Genomic DNA, 26,041 nt, shown 5'->3' with positions numbered 1-26,041 from the left:
ATGATCTCACCTAATAAAATAGAAATAGATTTTTCTATTCTTAAAAACAATATTAAAATTTTAAAAAAAGATATACCTAAAAACTTAAAACTTTGCTGTGTGGTCAAAGATAATGCCTATGGTCATGATGCATGTCATATGGTTAATTTTTTAACATTGTACTTAAAGCCAAATATGTTTGCAGTTGCGCGTGTAGAAGAAGCCTTTAACATTCAACCTTACGTTCAAAATATTCCCATAATCATCTTGGGTGAGCCTACCAAAGAAAGCATCAGTCATTGCATTGATAAAGGTTATATATTTATTCTTTCTTCATTATGGCAAGCACAATATGCTAATCAACTATCGATCAAACTTGGTAAGGTTGCTAAATGTCATATCAATATTGATACTGGGCTTGGACGTTTTGGTATTCAGTACGATCAATTTATAGATTTTTTTAATCAAGTGCTTGCACTTCTAAATATTTCTGTATCTGGTTTAATGACACACTTTGCTCAATCTGATGCAAATAGTAAAATGTATGCTTATGAACAACTAAATCGTTTTAAGCATTGTCTCAGTAAGATACCCTCTTTTATAGCTCAACATAAGCCAACCATTCATGCCTGTAATTCAGGTGGATACCTAGATTTACCTGATGCCCACTTTAATATGGTAAGGTTGGGAGTCTTACTTTATGGTTTACATCCATCAAAAAGCTGTCGACAGATTAATGAACTGCACCCCATTCTCTCTTTAAAATCTAAAATATGCTCAATAAAAAAATTTCTTCCCGGTGATTGTATTGGTTACGGCATGCATTACAAAGTGAAAGAAAAGAAAACCATTGCGGCCATTCCTTTAGGCTATGGCCAAGGCTACCCCAGAATACGCAATGTAGGTCATGTTTTGGTTCATGGTCAAAAAGCGGGAATTGTTGGCGGTAACAGCATGGATGCCAGCATGATTGATGTAACTCATATTCCAAACCTCCAATTAGATGACGAGGTGATCTTGGTTGGGCAGCAAGGAAATGAAATAATTAGCTTTGACGATCTAGCTACTTGGGAAAATACGGTTTCGTATAACATCATGACTCGCTTGGGTCATGGTCCTATTGAGAAAAGTTTTATCAATGATAAGCATTGTAAAAATATGACAAATCACCATAAAACCATTAAGGAGATAAGTTATGGATAATCCAAGCTTTAACAGTTTATTGCCCCCCATTTTGGCCATTGTTTTAGGCTTTCTTACCAAACAAGTGTATGTGTCTTTGTTGGCCGGAATTTGGTTAGGTGTTTTTTTATTGCACGATGGAAGTATCTTTTCTGCTTTTTTTAAAAGCTTTGACACATATTTACTCAATGCTTTAGGCGATGGTGACCATGCCGCTATATTGATCAGTTTACTCTTTATTGGAGCTATTAGCAGTCTCATTCAATACAATGGGGGAACCAAAGCCATGGTCAATTGGATTAGCTCAAAAGCTAAAGGTTCAAAAAGCATCCAGTTGAGCACTTGGTTTTTGGGCTTGTGCATTTTCTTTGATGATTATGCCAACAGTTTAATTTTAGGCAAAACCATGCGCCCCTTATATGACAAATATAAGATATCCCGAGAAAAGTTAGCTTTTATTGTTGATGCTACCAGCGCTCCCATTGCAAGCATTGCTTTAGTGTCGACCTGGGTCAGCACAGAAGTGGGCCTTATTGGTGATGCCCTCAAAGATATGAACTTTGAATCCCCCATCAGCGCTTATCAAATGTTTATCAACTCTTTACCCTACAGGTTCTACCCACTGCTCATGATTTTTTTTGTATTTTATACCATTTACAAAGGCAAAGATTTATGGGCTATGGCCAAATACACCAAACTCAGCGATTCTCCTATTGACTCAAGAACACAAATTAATACAGGCTCAGAAGATGCTTTAAACAAAGCTACATCCAGTGTATTTGCCATTGTACCCCTGTTGTTTTTAATTTTTTCATGTCTGATCAGCTTATTCATTACTGGATATCAATCACTTGACCAAAACCATGGCCTCAGTGGTATTGCGTTTATTCAAGAAGCGCTAGGAAATGCAAATGCCTACAAAAGTTTAATCTGGGGAGCAAGTTTAAGTTTGGTATTTACTATTCTCTTTAGCCTTGCTGGTAAAACATTGAATACAGAAAGATCCATGCAAGCCATCATGAATGGATTTGAATCCATGTTGCCTGCTTGTGTTATTTTGGTGCTGGCCTGGGCATTGGCACAGGTGACCAAGGACTTAAAAAGTGCAGAATATATTTTGCAACTCCTGCAAGGCAAAATATCTCCTTACTTTATACCAGCCATGACATTTATGACAGCTGCAATTGTCTCCTTTGCTACAGGAACAAGTTATGGAACCATGGCCATCATTATGCCTATTTCAGCTCCATTGGCATACTCTATAGCTACTGAAGCGGGTATCAGTGCCGCAGATATTCAAATGCTGGTTACGGCCAGTGTTGGTTCTGTATTAGCAGGATCTATTTTTGGGGATCACTGTTCTCCAATATCAGACACTACCGTAATGTCTTCATCGTCCTCAGAATGTAATTTAATGACCCATGTCCAAACCCAGCTTCCCTATGCCTTACTGGTTGCCTTTGTTGGCTTATTGGTGGGAGAGTCTGCATTAATTTTAGGTTTTTCACCTTTTATTAGCTTATTGCTCGGTGCTGTAATATTAGTAATCACTGTGAATATTTTTGGAAAACCCAACACAAGTGATCCGGTATGATTGAACAGATAAAAACACTTTTTGATTTGCAACAACTACCCGTTTTTATGGAAACCTGGGGATGGATATCCTACCCTATTCTATTTGCTATTATCTTTGCAGAAACGGGTTTATTGATTGGATTTTTCTTTCCTGGTGACTCACTTTTATTTGTTACTGGTTTTGCAGCAAGCACAGGCGTACTTAATATTGTATGGCTCAATATCTTGCTCATTATTGCAGCTATTGTTGGAGATACAGTGGGATATTTTTTAGGTAAGACATCTGGAAATCGTATTCAATTTAAAGACAATTCTATGTTCTTTAAAAAATCACACCTTGAAAAAACCCAAGCTTTTTACAAGAAGCATGGCGGTAAAACCATTATTTTGGCACGATTTGTTCCTATTGTAAGAACTTTTGCTCCCTTTGTAGCAGGTATGGCCAACATGGATTATAAAAAATTTGTCAGTTTCAATATTGTTGGTGGTATTGCCTGGATCAGCTCAATGACACTTGCAGGCTATTTTTTAGGGAATATACCCATTATTCAGGAAAACTTTGAGAAAGCTGTTTTATTGATTATTTTTATCTCGCTCATTCCCGTTTTTAGTGGGCTTGTAAGCTCTAGGCTGAGTAAAAAATAATCTTATCAGGCTTGACAAAGGCTCTCAACGTGATATCAACGACTACTTCCAAATGGGTTTTTGGAATGTTTATATTAAATAGAAATTATTGATTTTATGAGTAAAATACTCAAAAATAAGGAAGCTTAAATGGCAAGATACACAGGACCAAGATTGAAAGTTATGCGTGCACTGGGTGCAGATTTACCCGGTCTATCCAGAAAAAGACCAGAACGTCGCCCATACCCTCCCGGACAACACGGTGATAAACGCAAAAAGAAAAGTGTATACGGTACACAGTTGATTGAAAAACAAAAAGTACGTTACAACTACGGTTTAGGTGAAAGGCAGTTAAGAAGAGCCGTTTCACAATCTTTCCGTAAAAAAGGTGACCCTGGTAAAAACTTATTAGATATTTTAGAAAGACGTTTAGACAATGTAGTTTATTGCATTGGTTTTGCTCCTTCTATTGCTGCTGCCCGTCAATTGGTAGCGCATGGTAAAATTTTAGTCAATGGCAAACGCGTTGATGTTGCCTCTTATCAAACCAAACAAGGTGAAGAGATTTCTTTAACTGAAAAAGGTAAAAAAATGATCCTCGTTCAGTCTGAAGTTGAAGAGCGTAAAGCTACAGGCAACCACCCAGAGTGGTCACGTTATGATGATGCCAGCATGACTGCAACATTAACTTCTACACCAGGCAGAGAAGACTTTCCATTTGTAGTGGAAATTCCAATGGTCATTGAGTACTATTCTAGATTGGTTAAATAGTTTATTCTTTAAAATAATCTTACAAAAAAAGCCTATGCATTTTGCATAGGCTTTTTTTTGCATGTAAACCTTAAAATTGCTTGCTGCTTATATTATTTGTATCGGTCTTCAGGCAGAATGGCTACATGTGGTAAGTTTCTATAGTAACCTTGATAATCAAAACCAAAGCCTACAACATAGTGGTTTTCTATTTCAAACCCTAAGTAATCTATATCAACTTTAACTTCACGCCTTGAAGGTTTAGAAAAAAGGGATGCAATCTTTAATGATTTTGGCTTGTGTTTTAAAAACTCTTTTTTAACTTCACTTAAGGTAATGCCTGTATCAACAATGTCTTCAACGATGATTACATGCTTATTGCTGATGTCTTGTAATAATTTTAAACGCCAAGATATTTGACCACTAGATTGAGTTGAATTACCGTAACTTGATACAGAAATAAAATCTATATTAAGAGGAAGTTTTATTTCCTCAATTAAATGTACCAAAAATTGAACTGCTCCATTGAGAACACCAATGCATAAGATCTCTTTGCCCTGATAGTCTTGGCTTATTTGCTGACCCAATTCATGAATTTTGGCTTTCAACTGTTCCTGTTTGATAAGGGGAGGTAAACAATAGTCTTTGGGAAAATCCAACATCTTACTTTCTCTCATTATTAAAATAGTTATTTAATATCTGTTTTAGCTTTTGGCTACTGTGTTGGCCCACTTCTAAGACTTCTTTATGGTCCAACTTGCCTTTTCTGCCTTGATCTGACATGCCTGCCGCTTTATTGCTAATGCAAGCAATACCTGCAACTTTCAACTGATGGTGCCGCGCAACCATGGCTTCTGGCACCATGGACATACCAATAGCATCTCCACCGAGAATAGACCAGCGTTTTATCTCTGCTGGGGTTTCGTATTCTGGTCCCCAATGCCAGACATAAACCCCTTCATGGGTATTGATATCGGCTTGTTTTGCAGCATGTTTAAAGTGTTGCAATAATTCGTCATCATAAACTTGCGTTAAATCTAAAAATTGAGGCCCATACTCCTCTAAATTAGCTCCTCTAAAAGGGCTCATCCCTGTGCTATTGATATGATCATTTAAAAACATGATATCTCCAGGATTATAGGCCTGATTGATTCCACCAGCAGCGCAGGTCAAAATTACATGACTAACACCCAAACAAGCAGCCACTCGAATTGGAATAGCGCACTCCGCAGGGTCATAACCTTGGTAACTATGAAATCTTCCCGTTAATACCCATGCATAGTCACCCTCTGTATTATTGATTTTATAAAGTCTAACTTCGCCTTTATGCCCTTCTATAATGTGCTTAGGGAATCCGGGAATTTGTTTATACGCAAATGCGTGAATCATTTCCCAATCATCAATCGCTTCACTGAGTCCAGAACCTAAGACAATAAGATATTTTGCTTTTATATTCGCTACATTAGCATTTGATAAATAATCAACCGCACTCTTTATTTTTTTTCTTAATACATCTATATCAATCATGATGGCTGACATATATTGTAAGCCTTTAAAAAACAACATAGTGCGTATTTTTAATTATTTTTCATTTGAATCACAATATGTAAACTGCTATATCGTATTTTACTAAAATATAATTCTATTGGGGATTACCATGAAAAAACTATTTTTTTTATTCGGTGTTTGTTTTCTAATTTTTAGTCATCAATCTAGCATTGCTCAAACCAATACTAACGATGTACACATAGCTACTCAGGTTAAAAACTATTTAGAAAGAACAAAAAACACTTATCAAGTTGGGCAACATGCCTATTATGCAAGAAAAGCATTAGCTTCTGCTTTAAAAGCTTTTAATGAAAATAACTATGGGATTGGCGCCTTAGTTTTGTTGGTTCATGACGGTATCATTTATGAATTTCCAGGTAGAAATGCTATGGTGACCGGCGCTGGTGTGACAGATCATGCTGAAGCCAGAGCTTTAGAAGACGCCGTGGCTTACAGAAATCACATCATCAATGAAGGAAAAAATAAATATGGTGTTAAAATGGATGATCACAACTTATCAAGATCAGCTATAGTTGATCCTTTGACACAATATTCTGTAAGTACAAATGAAGAAACTCAAAAATTCAATAAAAATGGCTATTATGTCTACGGAACCTTAGAGCCTTGTCCTATGTGCATGGTGATGATCATCAATGCCAAAGCTGAAAGGTCTATTTCTTCAGCGATTGATGGTGATTTGGTACAAAATGAGTTTTTGGGGAAAGACTCTCCTCAAAAAACATCCAATGCTGGAGCCATGGCGATTGGTGAAAAGTTTAAATACAATCCCTTTGTATGGCAATGGATTGCTGGTGCTCAAAACTTAAAGTTTGAACAACTCGCAACCGAAGATAAAGATTTGATCAAATTAAGTGAACAAATCTTTTCTTTTACTCGTGAAGATATTGACAACAAGTTAGCAGAAAAAAATGATTAGCTTTATCAATAGTGCAATAGATCACAAAAAACTCGGTTTTGATTAAACACGCTTATAACTAGAAGAGGTATATTGTTAGTTTTGGTCTGAATAGTCGACCGCACTCTATACTCAATATCCAAAGCAAAAGTTTTGTTTTGGGTGAAAAAAGATAGAAGCGTTGATTCCTAACTCAAAACTATAAAACTATAAAATTGCATTCCCGTTAAAGAAAATACCTGCAATACTGCCTGTTAGGTAAGCCGCAAGAGCTCCAGCAAACATAGCCTTTAAACCTAGACGCGCTAAATCTCCAGATCGTGATGGAGCTATTGCCCGAATACCTCCGATTTGAATGGCAATAGAAGCAAAGTTTGCAAAACCACACAGGCCATAAGTTGCAATAACCACTGATCTAGGATGAAGTTGTATAACACCTTCTTTTAAAATCTGAGTTAAATGTAGATAACTTACAAATTCTGTAAGCACCAGTTTTTCACCTAACAATGTAGCTACAGTCATGGCATCTTGAGGATATACTCCCATCATTAAGGCAATAGGGTAATGTGTCCAGCCAAGAATCTTTTGTAAACTTAAGCTTTCTACCCCTATCAATGCTCCAGCATAGCCAATCATGGCATTGATCATTGCCAACAAAGCGATAAAGGCTATTAACATGGCACCAATATTGAGCGCAAGATGAAGACCAGATGCAGCACCGCTTGCAGCAGCATCAAGAACATTCACATCCTCAGTCTCTACGTTCATGTCCACATTTCCCTGAGTGAGTGGCTTTTCGGTTTCAGGCAGTACAACTTTAGCCAACATCAAAGCAGAAGGAGCAGACAGTAAAGATGCAGAGATCATGTGGCCCGCTATATTTGGAAAAACTTCATGTAACATACCAATGTATGCTGCCATAACTCCACCAGCTACTGTAGCAAAGCCTCCTGTCATCATAGACATGATTTCTGACTGTGTCATTTTTGCGATATAGGGTCTTACTGTAATAGGAGCTTCTGATTGTCCAAAGAATATATTGGCCGATGCAACCAGGGCCTCAGCCCCTGAAACTTTTAAAGTTTTTCGCATGACCCAAGCAAACGCTTTTACTATCACTTGCATGATTTTCAAATAATACAAAACCCCAATCAAAGACGAGATAAAAATAACCGTGGTTAACACTTCAAAAGCAAAGACAAAGTCTGAACCTGGAGCAGCGCCCTCTTTTACTTCCATGCTACGGGTTGCTAATCCTCCAAAAACAAACTTGCCTCCTTCAGTAGCAAAACTAATTAGAGTTACAGCCAAATCATTGACCCATAAGAAAAAGCTCTTTCCTATTGGAAGAACAAAAACAAAAATGGCAATTATAAACTGTAAGCCCAATCCCCATAAAACGATGCGCCATGGAAAGGCTTTTTTATTGTTTGACATCAACCAGGCTAGACCAATAATACCGGCTATACCCAGTAAAGATACTAAATTATATAACATATGTTTTGCCTCTTATCTAAATACTTTATACATACAAAAGCTGATCAATATCAAAACTGTTGATATTGACAAACTCATCATTATCCAGCCACCCAAAGTCATACCATTGCTCCTTATACTGTCCGTTTCTACTCTGTTTAATTAAACGTGTTCCCATAGTTTTCTGTGTTTGTGTATCAAATATAAGATACCTGCTAAAATAAACATGATAAACGCAACACTTACTCCTGCAACGCTATCACTTAAGAGGCTCTTAAAATAAGCTGGGGCATTATTGACTGCAAAGCCAATAAATATAACTAATAAATATACTGGAGTCACATATTTTAAGATGGGTTTAACAAAGCCTGGAATATTAATACTTGCCCCTTTGTGAGCCTCCTCAAAGCCTCTATCGACACCAAAAATCCAAGCAAAAATAATTGATTGCATCATGGCTAGAATAAAAATCAAAAAGGTTCCAACCCAAAAATCCATGGTATCCAAAGCTTTAAGATCTTTGGAAAAATAAACAACAAAGCCCGCACCAACAGCACTGATTAAGGCAACCCCCTTGATTGCCTTTTTGTGCTCTATGCCTATTTCTTTAACAAAAGCAAAAACTGGCTGAATCATGGATAAGCTACTGGTCACCGCTGCCAGAAACAGCATAAAAAACCATAAGAAGCCAAAAAATTGTCCCGCAGGCATCTGGGCGAAAACATTAGGTAAAGCATTAAAACCTAAACCAAAGGTAGATCCCGAAACGCTAGCCAAGCCTGCTCCCATAAATATAAAAGCCGCTGGTAAGGTAATTAACCCCCCAAGGCAAACTTCAAAAAACTCGTTCATACTACAAGCTGTTAAACCACTTAAAACAACATCATCTTTTTCTTTTAGGTAACTTGCATAGTTGATAATTACACCAAAACCAACAGACAAACTAAAAAAGATTTGACTGGCAGCGGCCAACCACGTTTGTGGATCCGTTAATTTTTCAAAGTTTGGATTCCACATAAAACCCAAACCTCCAATAACCGATTGCTCTGGTAAGCTTGGATCGGGTGTTTTTAAAGTAAGCACTCTAATCAATACACATATCGCACAAACAGTCATGATGGGGATGGCCACTTTCACAAAGCGCTCAATTCCACCCATGAGGCCTTTAGCAATGAGGAAAAAATTAAAAGCAAAGGTAAAAATCAATACTAGAATAACTTTCATGCTACCTTTTTGAAACAAAGATCCATCTGCAGAAATACCTACCTGTTGAGCAAAAAAATCACTGTAAGCTTTGGCATCATTACCCTTCATTAAGCTACCATTTAAATAATCTATTGCGTAACTTAAACACCAGGCTTCAATCACCACATAATACATAAAAATAATCAAGGGAATAAGAATGGCCAATGACCCCAAGTATTTAGAAATCTTATTTTTCCATAAGCTCTGAAATACGCCCGGCGCACTATGAAAACCTTTTTGACCACCATATCTCGCCATAGTCCACTCTGCCCAAGCCAAAGGAATACCAATTAACAGCAATGAAACAAAATAAGGAATCATGAATGCTCCGCCACCATTTTGAGCGGCTTGGCCAGGGAATCTCAAGAAGTTACCTAAACCTACGGCTGAACCGGCTACAGCCATAATAACCCCTAATTTAGATCCCCATGATTCTTTCTTACTGTTCTTACCCATACTTCTAAACCCTTAACTTTCTATAATTTTTGCTCAATATTTAAAGTAGAAATGAAACCCTACGGGTATCTCGATACGGTGCAGACCATCTTCAGCCATTAAAAAATCATACTGCAAAGCCACACCTATTGCGACTGAGCGAGTCAGCAAATAATTTACCCCTCCACCCAAACGTAAATTTAAACCACTTGCCTGAGGAACGTTTGCCAAACCCAAACCAGCTTGAACATATGGCAGTATCCGATCATGCCCTGGAAGGTATAATTTAACATTGGGTAATACCCTAAATTGTGATTCACCCTCGACGTCCTGAATAAACAGCTCCACCCCAGGAGCCAAATTTTTTGAAATAAAGTAATTTCCACCCACTTGAAAGGTAAAAACACTCGGTCCAGAACTATCACCATAAAAACTGCTATTGAGTTTCAAATCTAACTCAACATCTCCAACACCAACGTTGTAGTAGTTATCATTGTTTATTTTTTCTGTTGTAGATGCATAAAGTATCTCAATGCAGAAAAAAATTGGTATAAGCAATATAAATTGAATATAAGCTTTCATTAATGTTTTTTACAAAAGCAAAGACTGGGAAATTATTCAACTTTTTTATTTAATTTATTGATTGTTTGTAAGATAAAATAATGAAAGCATTTGCAGATAAAACACACAAGGCTGATTTTAGAAAATTTATAACTGCAAGATTTTTTTCAGTTATTTCTTTTCAAATACAATCACTTGCCATAGCTTGGTTTATTTATGACTTAACTTCTAATCCTTTAAGCCTTGGATACGTTGGTTTAAGTCAGTTTTTGCCAATGGCTTTGTTCTCACCATACGCCGGTATTTGTGCAGATAAATACAATAAAAAAAATATTATTAGAGCATGCTTTTTTTTTGGAACTTGTATCTCACTTAGTTTGGCTGGTCTAAGCTACCAAAAAAGTTTGAATCAAAATACAATTTATCTTTTAATGATTGGTCTAGGCATTGTCAGAGCTTTTGTCGGCGCCGCCACCCAATCTTTTTTACCCAATATTGTAACTAAAAACGATTTCTCACAATATGTAGCAAAAAATAGTTCTGCCTGGCAAATTGCCATTATCATCGGTCCATCTTTAGGTGGCTTTTTATACGCTTACTTTATCCAAGCTGTTTATATGACTTATTTAATTGCTGGTCTCTGTGTATTTTTGTCTCTACTTTGCTTCATCACAATTCAAAGCTCCTCAATCAGCCAAACCCTGACTCATTCATTTTTTAATCAAATTAAAGAAGGTTTTAATTTTTTAAAGCAAGAAACAAGACTCTTAGGTGCCATTTCTCTTGATTTGTTTGCTGTTCTTCTAGGAGGAGCAACGGCACTCCTCCCTATTTATGCTAAAGACATCTTACACGTTGGACCCCAAGGCCTAGGCATTTTAAGAAGTGCTCCTGCCTTGGGTGCTACTTTAATGGCTATATTTTTAAGTTACAAGCCAATTAAGCGTAATATAGGTAAACGCATGCTTCTTGCTGTACTGTGTTTTGGTTTATTTACCTTAGGTTTTGCTTTATCAAGGTCTTTCATTTTAAGTTTGTTTTTCTTATTTTGCATGGGTGCTAGTGATATTATTAGTGTCGTTACACGAGGAACTTTAGTGCAAGTTTTAACCCCTTCCAACATGCGGGGTAGAATTAGTGCAATCAACCTTATGTTTATTGGGGCCTCTAATGAACTGGGAGAGTTTGAGTCTGGGGTAACGGCTAAATGGTTTGGTACAGTCTGGGCAGCTGCCTTAGGAGGGCTTGGCACCGTTTTGATAGCCTTATCATGGAGAAAACTTTTTCCAAGCTTATGGAACCTAGATGAACTTCATAAAGAGGATATACAATGAGGATTAGTATTATAGATCTTGGGAGCAACTCTGTTAGGTTTGATATTTATCAACTTTTTGGCGATCAAACTTATAAAAAGCTCTACGGTGAAAAACTAATGATTCAATTGGGCAAAGATGTTTTTGCCAAGGGTTTTTTTTCTAAAAACAGCATTAACAATACTTCACAAGTCTTTAAACATTTCAGTCAGATCTCTGAACAACTGTATGTTGATCAGATCCATGCTTACGCGACTGCAGCAGTACGCTATGCAAACAATAAAGATGAGTTCATCAACACCATTCATCAACGCTCAAATATTAAGTTGACTGAGATTTCAGGAAAACAAGAAGCAAAACTGATTTATCAAGGCATTAAAAAAAATTTAGTCCACCCACAAGAGAAAAGCTTTCTATGCATCGATATTGGCGGAGGAAGCACAGAGCTTAGCTTGAGTCATAAAAGCAAAGTGTATCATCACAGCATTCCACTGGGATCCTCTTTAATTAGAGCACAGTTTTTAAAGAAAACAACACCCAACATTCAAGAGCAAAAAAATTTGCAAGAGTATGTCCAAAAACATTTAAAAAAACATTTAAAAACATGGCCAAAAGTAAAATCGTTAATTGCTTATGGTTCAAGTGGCACTGTCAAAGGTATCATTAAAGTTTTAAACAAGGGGCGCTACATTAATCAAAATTGCTCTTCTACAAACTTATCAAAACTTCTTGAGCAAACTGCACTACTTAACACCGAACAACTTAAGGCAGTTCCTTACTTAGAAGAAAAACGTATTGATATGTTTACTGGCGGCAATATTCTTTTAAATGAAATATTAAAATTCTTTGAATGCTCCAGCTTAAGTTATACTGATACTGCATTAAAAGAAGGGTTACTTAACTCAGCGTTAAAGGCGCAAAAACCTAAATACACTCAAATACAAAACATTGACTTCTCTTCAATATTTTTCAAAAAAAATACTTTACCTTCAAGCCACAAACAATGGCTACCACATCTCAAAAAGCTCTTTTCAAGAATCCTAATTAAAGATAAAAGTTCAATCAAGCTTGGCATGACTGCTACGGTATTAGGACGGCTCTGTAACGCTAAAAAACTTAACTATCGTTTTTCCGATTACATGCTAATTGCGCAAAACTATCCATATTATCAGTCTCAAGAAGAATACTCCGATATTCTAAGTATTTTTCAACTCTTGTTAGAATCAGATGACCGCACCTTTTTTGAACATGAAAAAAAACAACTGCTTAAAAAAATAGCAGTTGCCCTTAAAGTTATATTATGGTTATTCAACAATAATCCAAGATGGATCTATACTTACAAGGTTTCAAAGAAATATTTTTATATAGAACTAACTAAAAGAAGCTTTTTAAAACAAAAACAATTCGATCAAATAAAAAAATCATTTGAAGAACAGTTTGATCTTAAAATAAAACTTTTATAAGACGACAAAACCAACATGACAACAGATAATAAAATTAAATTTGGCTGGGTTAAAGGCGTTTATATCCCAAGTATTTTAACAATCTTTGGCGCCGTGATGTTTTTAAGAATGGGCTGGATGCTGGGACAAGTGGGCTTAGTGGCTTCTTTGCTTATTGTCACCCTATCTTCTTTGATTACTTTTTTAACTGCCCTCTCTATTGCTTCTACAGCAACAAATATGAAAGTTGAAGGTGGTGGCGCTTACTATATGATTTCAAGGTCATTTGGTCTTGAAGCGGGTGCAGCCATTGGTATACCTTTGTTTTTTGCTCAAAGCTTAGGTATTGCATTTTATATCACTGGTTTTGCTGAGTCAGTGATCATGTTATTTCCATTTATTCCTGAGCTCCCCATCAAGCTTTTATTTCTTAGTATCATTGGTGCAACAGCCTATAAATCAACTGACTTTGCCTTAAAAACGCAAGGCATAATTTTGGTTTTAATTCTTATATCTATTGTTTCATTTTTTTTAGGCCAAGATGTCAACCATCTTTCACCAATTGATCATATGATGCAACCCAAAGTCTCTTTTTGGGCAGTGTTTGCTGTTTTCTTTCCTGCTGTCACTGGTATAGAAGCTGGTTTGTCCATGTCTGGAGACTTAAAAAATGCTTCTAAAGCCTTACCTATTGGTACCTTATTGGCCGTAATCACCGGCTTTATTGTTTACGCTCTTTTTAGCATAAAACTTGATAACCTGGGCTTAAATCAAGATGTACTATTGAGTGATACCTTGATTGTAAAAAGCGTTGCATTTATCCCTTTATTTGTTGTTTTAGGTTTATGGGGCTCTACTTTATCTAGTGCTCTTGGTGCGATGTTAGGTGCACCAAGAACATTGCAAGCATTAGCAAAAGATAGAGTTGTTTTTTCATTTTTTGCCAAAGGTTCTGATGAAAAAGATATTCCTCAGCGTGCAACAATTTTCTCTTTGCTTGTTGCTGCCTGTGTATTTTTCCTTGGAGACCTCAATGCCATCGCCTCTATTTTATCTATGTTTTTCTTAACATCTTATGGCTTTCTTAATCTATCAGCTGCTTTTGAACAACTTATGGGCAACCCATCTTGGCGACCAGAATTTAGAACCCATTTTTTAACCAGCTTGTTTGGGGCAGTCGGCTGCTTAGCAGCCATGCTAATGATCAACCCTGGTGCTACTTTTCTTGCAACTGCTTGTGTTACAGTAATTTACATCATCACCAAAAAAAGAAACTTAGGCAGTCATTGGTCTGATATCAGAAGAGGTTTGTGGATGAGCTTGGTTAGAAATGCTATTTATAAACTTGATAGCATGGACCCAGATGCTCGTTCATGGCGACCTAATATTTATGCTCTTACTGGCTCTCCTAAAAGTCGCTGGTCTTTGGTTCAATTTGCCAATATGCTGACCAAAGATAAAGGCTTTTTAAGTTTAGGCGCAAGCATAACAGGTGATAAGGTTTCTGATGACAGAAGTGTTAAGCTGGAAAAATCTATTAAAGAATTTCTCAATAAAAAACATATTGCCGCCTTGGTTTCCGTTACCATTGGTGAAAACACTTGGAAAAGCATAAAAAACAGTATTTTTAGCTATGGCATGGGTCCTATCCGACCCAATACGATTCTTTTTGGTGATTGTGACAAAGATGAAAACTTACCCGATTATATTTCCTTGCTGCAGTCATGTTACAGAAAAGAAAAAAATGTTCTGATTTTAAAAAACAGAATGGATGAAGAAAAAGAAGAAGCTGAACTGGGACAAGATCTTCCTTTAAAAAGAATTGATATTTGGTGGGGTCGTGAACAGCAAAATGCTAACCTCATGTTAGCTTTAGCTCACCTTATGCAACAATACTCCCCTCAAGGTAAAACCAACATTTTTTTAAAAACAACGATTCATGAAGGTGAAGATCAAGAGCAAGCATTAGATGTATTAAAACAATTTATAAAATCAGGACGTCTAAACATAACCCCAGAAGTATTCATCTGTGAAAAAAATCAAAACCCTTTTGAAGTGATTCAATCAAACTCAACAGGCGCAGATTTAGTTTTTTTAGGTATGCGTGCTCCACAAGAGGAAGAAACTGTGGATTCATACATAGACTACTATACATCTCTTAGAAAGAAGACAGAAAAATTGCCTCTAACTTGCATCACCTTGGCCAGTGAAGACATCAACTTTAAAGAAATTTTTAACTGATTTGTTGTTTTTAGTTAGAATTACAATCCATCTGTTCCTGTATAGTATTGATCACTATCTATATTGAGAGCCGGTTGATATTCAAGCACTCCCATGCCTCTCTACCCCAACATACAATAGTCGATCAATTGCACTATCTCATTGAGAGTATAACCTTTACTGGCCATATGCTGATCTATCAACTGATTAAAAAATTTATCAAATAAACTGTCTATTGAAATGCCAGGTAAGCCTTTGAATGTTCTTTGACTTGTATCAGGAAAAGAGCGTATATTTTTCCTAAGCGGCATACTTACTGGCGAAAGTTGAATATTGGAGTTTAAAATATCAGGATGATATTCAAATAGAGCTGTACGTTTGTCATTCTTTTTATGTGAAACAGCTCCAATGGTTCCAAAGATGAATACTGCGAGGTGGTGTCACTCTTCATCTCCCGACTGAAACTTTTTGTCCTGTGTTTGACTTTTCTTATGTATTCTTGCAAGAGTTCTTTTTGTTGGTTTTTATTTCATGAATTGGGCTAAAGGTTTCAACTCCAGGAACGAGGGGCTCTAAAAAGCCTAACAAGCCTCCACCTCTAAGGATTTTATAAAGTTAAGTAGATAAAGATGTATTTATTCCTTTTTTAAAATTAGCCAAGGCATTTTTTTTAACCTCGCCTTTATCAAACACATCTTGATCTTGCATTAATTGAGTCCTTCTATAGGCTTCAAAACGCTCTCCTAAAATCTTTATAAATCGGTTTAAGTAGATTTAGTTTTTTTAGGCTTTATCTGTTTTAGATGCTTTATAAATCCAATAAGCTACACCAAATGTCACCACAGTCCCCAATATTGCTGTAAGCGTTTGAGAAACATCCCATGCTGGCCCTGTTATATTCTTATAGGCGAAGATGGCTAAAATAACCCCCATGAGTGATTCCCCAGCAATCAACCCTGATGATATCAAGGTTCCCTTTTTAAGACCTTGTTTATTATTATTTCCTGCTTTAGAAACCAAGTAATGCATAACTCCACCCAACATAATGGGAACAGAGATACCAACAGGCAAGTAAATTCCTACAGCGACAGGCATAACGTACAACTGAATAGAGCTTTTACTGGCCTCAAAAAGTTTATTAGCAACCAAAATTAAGACCGCTATGATGGCACCTGCAGCGATATAGTCCCATGGTAATGCAACATCACCAAAAAAACCTTCTGCTAAAGAAGCAAAAAGACCCGCTTGAGGCGCAGGTAAATCTTTTCCACCAATTCCGCCAGTACCGGCATTAATAGAGCCTTCATGGATGGCTGTTAAAACTGGCGCCATCACAAAAGACGCAACAACAACACCGATAATCTGCATCCATTGTTGTTTTCTTGGGCTCGCTCCCACCAGTTGTCCTGTTTTCAGATCATTACAAACATCTCCAGCAGTACAACACACACAACAAACAACACCCGCTACAACTAACACCGCAACAATACCTTGAGTTCCGGTAAAACCAAAAACATATAGAAGAAGCCCTGTCATCAATACTGCAGTTATTGTCATACCGGAAACAGGACTGTTGGAGTTACCTACCAAGCCTACAATATAACTAGCCACAGCAGTAAAAAAGAAAGATGCAACAAATATAATCATCGTTGTGAGCAGGGTTATTTTAATATCATGGTTCAGCAGTTGATAATATGTACCTGCCACAGTAAGCAAGGTTGCAACAGTTAATGCGATAATCGCTTTACCAGGAATATTTTTTTCTGTTTCAGGAACATTTTCTGAATTTGATAAATTCGACATCTGGGCAAAAAGTTCCTTAACAGCATCTACCATACTGTGCCGCACTTTAAAAATTGATGCAACACCTCCAACAATCATTGCTCCAACACCGATGTATCGTATTTTTGTACTCCAAAGACCATACGCCATATCTATTGCAGAACCATCCAACTGTGAGGGGTCAACATTTGAAATGACGGGTATTGCTATCAACCAACCTATACAGCCACCCAAAAAAACCTGCGTTGCAACCGATAAACCCACAATATAACCAACACCGATCAAGGCAGGTGAAACATCAAAACCAAAACAAAACAGTTTTTTACCAAAAATGGCCGCGCCTTCTACTGTGGAAGATATAATATGGAAAAACTTTTTACCAAACTCAAAAAGTCCACCAATACCAACAGCAGCAAAAAGCATCTTTAAATTAGATGCGCTATCTTCATCATCGTCTTCACTAGCAGTAAGTATTTCAGCACAAGCGACACCCTCGGGATACTTTAATTCATTAGACTCAACCACAAAAACTTTACGCATAGGAATCATGAATAAAATTCCTAATAAACCTCCGGTCATACTGACTAAAGTTGTGGTCCAAAAATCAAACTCTGTCCATATACCAATCAGTATTAAGGCTGGCATTGTAAAAATAACACCCGCAGCCAAAGACTCTCCAGCCGAAGCAGATGTCTGAACCAAATTGGCTTCTAAAATTGACTTTCTTCTAAATATGCCTCGCAATATTCCTAAAGCAATAACTGCTGCTGGAATCGATGCGCTAACCGTCATCCCCACCTTTAAACCAAGGTAAACGTTGGCCGCTCCCATCACAATAGATAAAATGATACCTAAAAAAACTGAAAATAATGAAAACTCTTTAATTTGATTTTTTTGCATTCAACTTGCTAATCGTAATTTTTTTTATACGTCAACAATTTAAATAAATTATATTTATTTTTTAAACTTATAATTTTATTAGTCCTGATCATAAATTTTTGACAAGAACACTTAAGTCATACATCAATAGCTTCTATGAGACTTTGGATATTTACCGTTATTGCCCTCTTGTATCTTTTGATATTTTTATTAAGTAAACTATCTGAAGGGTACTTTGGACTACTTTATCTTTTGGTTCCTTTAACACTGATTGCACTCTACGATGTTATGCAAAAAAAACATACCATACTTAGAAATTTTCCAATCCTTGGTCATTTCAGGTATTTATTTGAAAGTATCCGTCCTGAAATCAGTCAATACTTTATTGAGTCTGAAACCAATGGAAGCCCTATCAATAGAGAATACAGGTCTGTTGTCTATCAACGCTCTAAAGATCAACTGGATACTGTTCCTTTTGGAACAAAAAGAGATGTATACGAAGAAGGCTATGAATGGGTCAGTCATTCTATTTTCACTAAACCTTTTCATAAACATAACTTTAAATTTGAACTGGGTAACCACCAATGCAAACAACCTTACCCAATGAGTTTACTTAATATTTCTGCCATGAGCTATGGCTCCTTGAGCAGTCATGCAATCATGGCTTTAAATAAAGGTGCACAAATTGGAAATTTTGCTCATAATACCGGTGAAGGTGGGGTTTCTCCTTATCATTTAAAGCATGGTGGCGATTTAATTTGGCAAATTGGGACAGGTTACTTTGGTGCTCGTAAAGAAGGTGGCTTGTTTTGCGCAGAAAGTTTTAAAGAGCAAGCCAATCACCCCAACATAAAAGCCATAGAAATCAAATTATCACAAGGTGCTAAGCCTGGGCATGGAGGGATACTGCCTGCAAAAAAACTTACTCCAGAATTAGCCAAAATACGTAATGTTCCTATGGGGCAAGATGTTTTGTCACCACCTTCACATTCAGCATTTTCAAATACCGATGAAATGCTTCATTTCGTTCAACAACTTAGAGAGTATAGCTCAGGAAAACCCGTTGGCATAAAACTTTGTATTGGTAAGCCAAGTGAGTTTATTGATATTTGTAAAAGTATTTTAAAAACTGGAATTTATCCAGATTACTTTGCTATTGATGGTGGAGAAGGAGGAACAGGTGCTGCTCCTATTGAATACACAAACTCTGTAGGGATGCCTTTGATAGATGGTTTGGTTTTTGCGCACCAAACCTTATTGGGTTTTGATTTAAGAGATAAAATTAAGGTTTTAGCTTCTGGCAAGGTACTCACTAGTTTTCATATGGTTAAATTAATTGCCTTGGGTGCTGATGCTTGTTATAGCGCCCGAGCTATGATGCTTGCGATTGGCTGTATCCAAGCCCTTAAATGTAATAATAACACTTGTCCAACAGGTGTTGCCACCCAAAAACCTAATTTGGTTAAAGGCTTAGATGTAGAACTTAAGTCAAAACGTGTTGCCGAGTACCACAGAGAAACCTTAAAGTCTTTTGGTGAGCTCTTAAGCTCAATGGGATTAGAAAGCCCTGATCAACTCAGTCCAAAACATATATTTAGGCGAATAGATTTGAGTCATGTTAAAAACTATGAAGAACTTTACCCACAAATAGAAAAAGGAGCCTTACTCAAAAAGCCATTTCCTTCAATATACAAACATGTTATGTCTAACGATTCATTAATCAAATAAAAACACAGCATTTTTATATGGATATAATAATTTGCTGAATATTATAAATGGAGTCATTGATGAAAACCATTAAAATAACGAGTTTTGGTACTGCCTTATTAAGTAATCCTAAACTCAATAAAGGAACAGCCTTCACTCAAGAAGAAAGAAAAAATTTTAAGCTTAATGGACTACTGCCGCATAGAGTGAGTACTTTGGATGAGCAGTGCCAAAGAATATACGATGAAATTCAAAAAAAATCTTCAGATTTAGATAAACATATTGCTCTGGTTGCTTTACAAAACCGCAATGAAACGCTTTATTATAAAGTACTTAGCAACCACCTCAATGAACTGATGCCTATTGTTTATACGCCTACCGTAGGCAAAGCCTGTCAAAAATTTAGTCATATATATCGTCAAATGCAAGGACTTTGGATTACACCTGATCACAAAGGTAATATTTTAGAAACGTTAGAAAACTATCCTAACAAAAATATTCGCTTAATTGTTGTCACCGATAATGAAAGAATATTAGGCTTGGGTGATTTAGGGGCTGGTGGGATGGGTATCCCTATTGGCAAATTGGCTTTGTATGTTATTGCAGCCGGCATTCATCCCTCACAAACTTTAGCCATAAGTTTAGATGTGGGAACCAACAACCAAGAGCTCCTTAACGATAAAAAGTATCTTGGTTGGCCAAATAAAAGAATTGAGGGCAATGAATACAAAGAGGTGCTGGATGAGTTTGTTTTTGCTGTTAAGCAAGTTTTTCCAAAAGCGTTGATTCAATGGGAAGATTTTAGAAAAGAAAATGCCTCAATGCTCTTAAAAAGACATAAAAATAGAATTCCAAACTTTAATGATGATATTCAAGGTACAGCTGCCGTTGCCATGGCTTGTATGCGCTCTGCCTGTAAAAAAACAAAAACCAAATTAATTGACCACAGAGTTCTCATTGTTGGTGCTGGTGCTGCTGGTCTTGGCATAGCAGACTTGTTAAAACAGTACTATAACTTTAAAAAACTAAACAAATCTGAAATCAATAGTCGTATTGCACTGACTGATAGCAAAGGTTTATTGGTTGAAGGTCCAAACCATGATGAAGAAAAGCAACCGCTTGCATGGTCAAAGTTAACACAAGAGCATTTTACCATTGAAACTGAAGATTTAAACAATCTTGAAAGTTTGGTTAATAAATATAAACCTACTATTATTATTGGGACCTCTGGTCAAAAAGGTTTAATTAATAAGACCATTGTTCATTCAATGCTTAGTTACACTGAGCATCCTATTATTTTTCCGTTTTCAAATCCCAACACAAACTCTGAAGCTACACCACAAGATTTGATAGAATGGTCAGATGGTAAAGCGATTGTAGCAACAGGAAGTCCTTTTGGAAAAGTTGAGTATAAAAATAAAAGCTACACCATAAGCCAAGGCAATAATGTTTATGTTTTTCCTGGAATTGGCTTAGGCGCAATTGTATCTGGTACCAGAACCATCACTGAAGGAATGTTCACGGTTGCTGCAAAAGCCATTGGTGAAATGATGACTCAAGAAGATATAGATCAAGGAAAGTTACTCCCCCCTCTTTCAAAATTAAGAGAAACAAGTAAAAACATTGCTTACAGAGTATGGGAAGAAGCAGATAGACTGGGAATCAATCGTAACCCATTCAATAGCAAAAGCCGTGACGTAATAGAAGCAAAAATGTGGAATCCAAACTACGACATTTATAAGCTTTAAGTACATTATAAAAACTATCATAGCTCCAGCAAAGCATAATTGAACAATGATTTTGTATTAAAAAAACTATTCTAAAAGCTAAAACCCCTAACTACGCTTTTTAAAAACAGAGCTTATGCTATCTAAAGTCAAATAAGCACAAGGAATCAACACTAAAGTTAGTATTGTTCCAAAAGCTAAACCCCAAGTCATTGTTAATGCCATTGGTTTTAAAAATGGGTCATTACCGCCTATACCATATGCTACTGGAGCTAAGCCTAATACTGTGGTCACACTTGTAAGAATCACTGGTCTTAATCTGGTCTTGCAAGCTATCAAAACAGCTTCAAGTCTATCTTCACAGGTTTTTCTTTTTTGATTGATATAATCTATCAAGATAACAGAGTCATTCACTGTTACACCTGACAAACCAATTAAGCCTAAAAAAGCTAAAAAGCTTAAGGGTTCACCATGAAACTTCAAAGCATAAATAGCTGCAAACAAACCATAAGGAATTGCCAATAAGATCAACAGAGGTTGAGACAATGAGTTGAATGCGGCCGCTAAAATAAAAAAGGCCATCATCAATGCTAAAATAGCAGCTCGCATGAGGCTATCCAAAGACTCTTGTGTATCTTTTTCTTCACCTCCAAAAAACAAATCATAACCGAAGTACTGCTGTCCTAGGTCACTGTACTTATTACGAATAATATCATTGACTTCTTTTGAACTCGTTACATCCTCATCAATATTAGCGCTTAAACCAACCACTCGTTTAAAGTCATAATGCTTGATTTGGCTTACGCTTTGCCCTTCTTGAAAAGAAACTAATCTCGATAGAGGCACTTGAAAACCAAAAGGGTTTTGAACGTAAAGATCATTCAAAGTGGTATAAGACTGATTTAAATTTTCATCCAGTTTTACAAAGACATTAACTTCATCTTCACCTTCTTTAATCACAGTTGTCAAATCGCCATCGACTGCTGCTCGAACTGTTTGAGCAACAGTTATCGGGGATAGTGAAGCCCTGGCAATATTTTTTTCATCAAGAATAACCTGAACTTCTTTTTTGCCCGGTTCAAAATCGTCTCTAATGTCACGAACTCCTGGAATTTTTTTCAAATCTGTCTTGATTTTGTTAACAATTTCTCTTGATGTCTCAAAGTTAGGGCCCCTTATTCTTAAACTCACAGCTTTTCCTTGTGGTGGACCTGGCTTAACCTCATCAATCCATACTCTTTTAAAGCCTTCTACATTTTTTATTTCATTCCTCAGCTGATCGGTTATCTGTTTGGTTTCTCTTTGTCGTTCTTCTTTTGCTGTCAAATAAACTGCCACTTGGGCAACATGGCTACCTCTTAAAGTTGCTGGATCATTAGGGTCTTGCTGAACCAAACCAATTTGCGTTGCATAATCTTTAAGTTCATCTTGAGGTAATTTTTTTACTAAATCTTCAAGTGCTTCAATTTTTTTTTCAGTTAACTCTAAAGATGTGCCCACTTCACCTTCCGCTCTTATAAAAAAGATTTCTATATCTTTACCAGGAAAAAGGTTAATTGACGTTGTTTTGAAACCATAGTGTATTCCAGCAATCAATATGGTTAACGATAAGCTTGTAACTACAAAGTGACCTTTAAATATAACTTGCATGCACTGTCCATATAAGTTCTTTAAGCTCTCAAACCACTTAGAATAGTGTTTCACTTGAGGGGTATTATTCTGGGTACTTTCTTTTTGTTTTTTACTTGCGCCAAAATCCGCTAAATGACTAGGTAAAATAATAAAACACTCAACCAAGCTTGCTAACAGAGTAATAATCACCACAATCGGTATTGGCTTTAGAAATTTACCAAAAATTCCTGACATGAATGCCAAGGGCAGGAAAAAAACCACTGTGGTTAAAATGGTCATCACTACAGGTTTTACAACCTCTTTAGTTCCTAAAATGGCTGCCTCTACTGGGTTTTTACCTTGCTCTAAAAATCTGTAAATACTTTCAGCGACAACAATACTATCATCAACCAGCATGCCCAAAATTAAAATAAGCCCAAACATGGATATCAAATTGATGGTAATATCAAACATTCCCATCATCCAAAGTCCCATACCCATAGCCATGGGTAAACCTAAAGCTGTCCACAAAGCCACCCTAGGACTTAAAAACACAAATAAAGAGATAATGACCAATAATAAGCCAATCCAGCCATTACTTAATAAAATATTGAGACGCCTTTTGACGTAAACAGAAACGTCATTGATAAAGCTGTACTGAAGGTTTGAGTTGGAGTTTTTAATAAAGTTATCCGTTACACTTTGTACTTGCTCAACCAAGTTAATGGTATCACCTACTGCTTTTTTAACGACGACTAAACTAACAGAGTTTTCACCATTTACACGTACGGTTGTATCTGAGTCTTCAAAAGCATACCTCGCTTGCCCCACATCTTTAACCTGGATCACTTTTCCAGACGTATTTGCTCTGATAACAATCTCATCAATTTCCTCTGGTTGAGTAAACTCAGCATTGGTCCTAACTAAAAGTTCCTCTCGACCATCATCAAATATACCTCCCGGTACATTAATATTTCTCGCTTTAATGGCTGAAGAAACTTCATTGATAGACAATTGATAACGTTTAAGTTTTTTTGGGTTCAGTTCAACCCAGATTTCTTGCTCTTTCCAACCCTTTTTTTGAATGTCTGCTACCAAGGAAATATCCAGCAGTTGCTTTTCAATTTCTTCAGCTTGGGCTTGTAACTCAACCCTACTCATATCACCAAAAAGAACCAACTCAATAATAGGACTGTCCTGAGTTCTAATTTCAGTAGCAATAGGATCATCTTCTAAATCAATGGGCAATCCCTCTACTCTATCCACTGCTTGTTGAATATCTGTGACAATTCTACTTTTATTTTTTGCATCTGGATCAATCGTCACGTAAATCAGGCTATAACCTTCTGCAGATATCGATTCAACCTTATCCAAATCTGAAATACTGCGTAATTCTTCCTCTATAGGTTGTGTAATCAACTTTTCAACTTCTTCTGGAGTTGCTCCAGGATAAGTCGTATTAATTGAAACGATATCAAATGAGAATAAAGGAAAGGCTTCGCGATTCATTGATAAGGCTGTAAGTAATCCTGCCACGGTAACAAAAACAGCAAGAAGATTAACAACCAAGCTATTTTTAACAGAGAACTCAATCCATTTCATTATTGACCTCTTTTTTAGAGTTAAGTGTATTGAGCAAGCTGCCATCTGCTAAGGCTTTATTGACTATTGCAATACGCATTTGAGTTTCATTACGTTTTACATTCAGCTGGGCACTTAAAACATCTTGTTGATACAAAATCACATCTGCTATTTCTGCCCTACCAATTTTAAAATCATTGTTTTTTTCTTTTAATTTTCTCTCTTCAACACTGACCTGCTGCAAGGAAATCTCCAACTGCTTCTTATAACTTTGATAGTTTTCTAATGCATTTAAATAGTCTTTTTCAATTGTTGACTGCAAACGTTTAAGTTGTAGCTTGAGTTGATCATTTGTTATTTTTTCACGTTTTAGATTATTTTTACCTCGTCTATTCCCTAAGGGCACACTAAGCTCAAGGCCTGCAAAAAAGTTTGGGTTATCCAGACTTAAGCTTTCTTGAAAAGATCGACTCCAATCATCATCAACTCCATTTGATGCCAGCTCCAAAATTAAGTTTAAATCAGGCTTTAAGCGGTTTTTGAATGTTTCAACTATCAACTGTTGGGCTAAAACATCTTTTTTTAGTTTTTCAACTTCACGATGTTTATGTTCTTGTTTTTCACTTGCTTGTTCTAAAAATTGCCATACAAGTATGGATTGTTGATCATTTTTTTCACAGCTGTGTTTGCCTAAATCATAGGCCAACAAATAAAGTAACTCTCGACATGCTGTTTTATATTGGTTTTTTGATTGTTGAACATTTTGTTCTCTGGCTAGAGTATTGGCTGAACTAGCCATTACATCGGATTTATTGGCCACTCCCAAACGTCTTCTGTTTTTTGTATTATCATACAAGTCTAATGCTCTTTGATAAGCTTGGCTTAAAATAAGTTGTTCTTGCTGGCTATACTGAAGTTGAATTAAGTTTAATAATACACTGGCTAAAAGAACTTCTTTTCTTCTTTGACTGAGTATTTTTGAACCTTGTGTTCTACTTTCTAGAGCTTTTATTTCACGGACAATATTTTTACCTAAACCATCTTTCCATAAAGATTGACGTAACTTTAAATACCATCGGTTATCAATTGCTGGATCGAGAGCAACAAAAGGACTGTTGCTTGATTGGCTAGAGCCTAAAAACCCAAACTCCACTGACGTACCGTATTTAAAGTTTTTTTGAATGTTGGCTGTATAGGACAATGTATCGTTTCGGGTACCAAAAACAGCATTAACTGGATCACTGGCATCCAATCTATAACCCAATTGCGTATTTAAGGTTGGATCATATACTCCCAAAAGGCTTTCACCCTGACTTTGTAAAACCTTAGTTTCCAGAACTGCCAACTGATAATCAAACGATACTTGTTCAAGACGTTGAAGAATATTGTCTACTGACAGGTCAACCACTGTTTGTGCTTGACCGGAAGAACCAAGAAAAAGCACATTGGCCAGAACCAAAACTCGAAAAAGTTTTTCTAAGTGCATAC

The 26,041-nt window shown here is 36.5% G+C and carries 19 protein-coding genes; 10 read left to right on the top strand and 9 right to left on the bottom strand.

The genetic code is table 11. The features are described 5' to 3' along the window. The 4 genes from alr (at position 1) to rpsD (ending at position 4,131) form a co-directional block, all read left to right on the top strand. Positions 1–1,182 carry an alanine racemase gene (alr, locus tag MRY82_09300; GenBank protein MCI5073118.1) on the top strand — a complete coding sequence of 394 codons (1,182 nt, stop codon included), beginning with the start codon at positions 1–3 and terminating at the stop codon, positions 1,180–1,182. Continuing rightward, on the top strand, positions 1,175–2,755 hold the full coding sequence (locus MRY82_09295) for a Na+/H+ antiporter NhaC family protein (GenBank protein ID MCI5073117.1): 1,581 nt from the start codon (positions 1,175–1,177) through the stop codon (positions 2,753–2,755). The genes alr and MRY82_09295 overlap by 8 nt, the downstream gene beginning before the upstream one ends. Next, complete coding sequence (locus MRY82_09290) at positions 2,752–3,381, top strand: VTT domain-containing protein (GenBank protein ID MCI5073116.1); 630 nt, start codon at positions 2,752–2,754, stop codon at positions 3,379–3,381. The genes MRY82_09295 and MRY82_09290 overlap by 4 nt, the downstream gene beginning before the upstream one ends. A gap of 129 nt (positions 3,382–3,510) precedes the next feature. Further along, positions 3,511–4,131, top strand: a complete 621-nt coding sequence (gene rpsD, locus MRY82_09285; GenBank protein ID MCI5073115.1) for a 30S ribosomal protein S4 — start codon at positions 3,511–3,513, stop codon at positions 4,129–4,131. A 92-nt stretch (positions 4,132–4,223) separates the two neighbouring features. Here rpsD and hpt read toward each other — a convergent pair whose 3' ends face one another. Both hpt and MRY82_09275 read right to left on the bottom strand, forming a co-directional pair. Further along, positions 4,224–4,787 carry a hypoxanthine phosphoribosyltransferase gene (hpt, locus tag MRY82_09280; GenBank protein MCI5073114.1) on the bottom strand — a complete coding sequence of 188 codons (564 nt, stop codon included), beginning with the start codon at positions 4,785–4,787 and terminating at the stop codon, positions 4,224–4,226. Further along, complete coding sequence (locus MRY82_09275; protein ID MCI5073113.1) at positions 4,774–5,649, bottom strand: purine-nucleoside phosphorylase; 876 nt, start codon at positions 5,647–5,649, stop codon at positions 4,774–4,776. The genes hpt and MRY82_09275 overlap by 14 nt, the downstream gene beginning before the upstream one ends. Before the next feature lie 118 nt (positions 5,650–5,767). On the opposite strand from MRY82_09275, the gene MRY82_09270 reads away from it, so the two are divergent. Next, a complete protein-coding gene (locus MRY82_09270) occupies positions 5,768–6,595 on the top strand; it encodes a hypothetical protein (protein ID MCI5073112.1) in 828 nt (275 codons plus the stop codon). Positions 6,596–6,781: 186 nt separating this feature from the next. On the opposite strand, the gene MRY82_09265 is transcribed toward MRY82_09270, so the two are convergent. The 3 genes from MRY82_09265 to MRY82_09255 form a co-directional block, all read right to left on the bottom strand. Next, complete coding sequence (locus MRY82_09265) at positions 6,782–8,071, bottom strand: NupC/NupG family nucleoside CNT transporter (protein ID MCI5073111.1); 1,290 nt, start codon at positions 8,069–8,071, stop codon at positions 6,782–6,784. Positions 8,072–8,212: 141 nt separating this feature from the next. Further along, a complete protein-coding gene (locus tag MRY82_09260) occupies positions 8,213–9,751 on the bottom strand; it encodes a sodium-dependent transporter (GenBank protein ID MCI5073110.1) in 1,539 nt (512 codons plus the stop codon). Between the two features lie 33 nt (positions 9,752–9,784). After that, on the bottom strand, positions 9,785–10,312 hold the full coding sequence (locus tag MRY82_09255) for a hypothetical protein (GenBank protein MCI5073109.1): 528 nt from the start codon (positions 10,310–10,312) through the stop codon (positions 9,785–9,787). Positions 10,313–10,392: 80 nt separating this feature from the next. On the opposite strand from MRY82_09255, the gene MRY82_09250 reads away from it, so the two are divergent. Genes MRY82_09250 through MRY82_09240 form a run of 3 tightly spaced genes read left to right on the top strand, consistent with a single transcriptional unit; the run spans position 10,393 to position 15,287 of the window. Continuing rightward, on the top strand, positions 10,393–11,625 hold the full coding sequence (locus MRY82_09250) for an MFS transporter (GenBank protein MCI5073108.1): 1,233 nt from the start codon (positions 10,393–10,395) through the stop codon (positions 11,623–11,625). Next, entirely contained in the window at positions 11,622–13,067 is a 1,446-nt protein-coding gene (locus tag MRY82_09245; protein MCI5073107.1) for a hypothetical protein, read from the top strand. The genes MRY82_09250 and MRY82_09245 overlap by 4 nt, the downstream gene beginning before the upstream one ends. A gap of 15 nt (positions 13,068–13,082) precedes the next feature. Next, complete coding sequence (locus MRY82_09240) at positions 13,083–15,287, top strand: amino acid permease (protein MCI5073106.1); 2,205 nt, start codon at positions 13,083–13,085, stop codon at positions 15,285–15,287. Positions 15,288–15,388: 101 nt separating this feature from the next. On the opposite strand, the gene MRY82_09235 is transcribed toward MRY82_09240, so the two are convergent. Both MRY82_09235 and MRY82_09230 read right to left on the bottom strand, forming a co-directional pair. Then, on the bottom strand, positions 15,389–15,676 hold the full coding sequence (locus tag MRY82_09235) for a HipA N-terminal domain-containing protein (protein ID MCI5073105.1): 288 nt from the start codon (positions 15,674–15,676) through the stop codon (positions 15,389–15,391). A gap of 373 nt (positions 15,677–16,049) precedes the next feature. Beyond that, positions 16,050–17,948 (bottom strand): oligopeptide transporter, OPT family, encoded by a 1,899-nt coding sequence (locus MRY82_09230; GenBank protein ID MCI5073104.1) that lies wholly within the window; start codon positions 17,946–17,948, stop codon positions 16,050–16,052. A gap of 135 nt (positions 17,949–18,083) precedes the next feature. Here MRY82_09230 and MRY82_09225 point away from each other — a divergent pair, with 135 nt between their 5' ends. Next, a complete protein-coding gene (locus MRY82_09225) occupies positions 18,084–19,655 on the top strand; it encodes an FMN-binding glutamate synthase family protein (GenBank protein ID MCI5073103.1) in 1,572 nt (523 codons plus the stop codon). A gap of 59 nt (positions 19,656–19,714) precedes the next feature. Further along, the gene (locus MRY82_09220; GenBank protein MCI5073102.1) at positions 19,715–21,382 is read left to right on the top strand and encodes an NAD-dependent malic enzyme; all 1,668 of its coding nucleotides are present in this window, start codon (positions 19,715–19,717) and stop codon (positions 21,380–21,382) included. Positions 21,383–21,469: 87 nt separating this feature from the next. Here MRY82_09220 and MRY82_09215 read toward each other — a convergent pair whose 3' ends face one another. Beyond that, positions 21,470–24,574, bottom strand: a complete 3,105-nt coding sequence (locus MRY82_09215) for an efflux RND transporter permease subunit (protein ID MCI5073101.1) — start codon at positions 24,572–24,574, stop codon at positions 21,470–21,472. Beyond that, the gene (locus MRY82_09210; GenBank protein ID MCI5073100.1) at positions 24,561–26,039 is read right to left on the bottom strand and encodes a TolC family protein; all 1,479 of its coding nucleotides are present in this window, start codon (positions 26,037–26,039) and stop codon (positions 24,561–24,563) included. The genes MRY82_09215 and MRY82_09210 overlap by 14 nt, the downstream gene beginning before the upstream one ends. Between the last annotated feature and the right edge of the window lie 2 nt (positions 26,040–26,041).

It is taken from the genome of bacterium, assembly GCA_022763185.1.
Classification (GTDB): Bacteria; Bdellovibrionota_G; JALEGL01; order JALEGL01; family JALEGL01; genus JALEGL01.
This window is presented reverse-complemented; position numbering and strand designations above follow the sequence as displayed.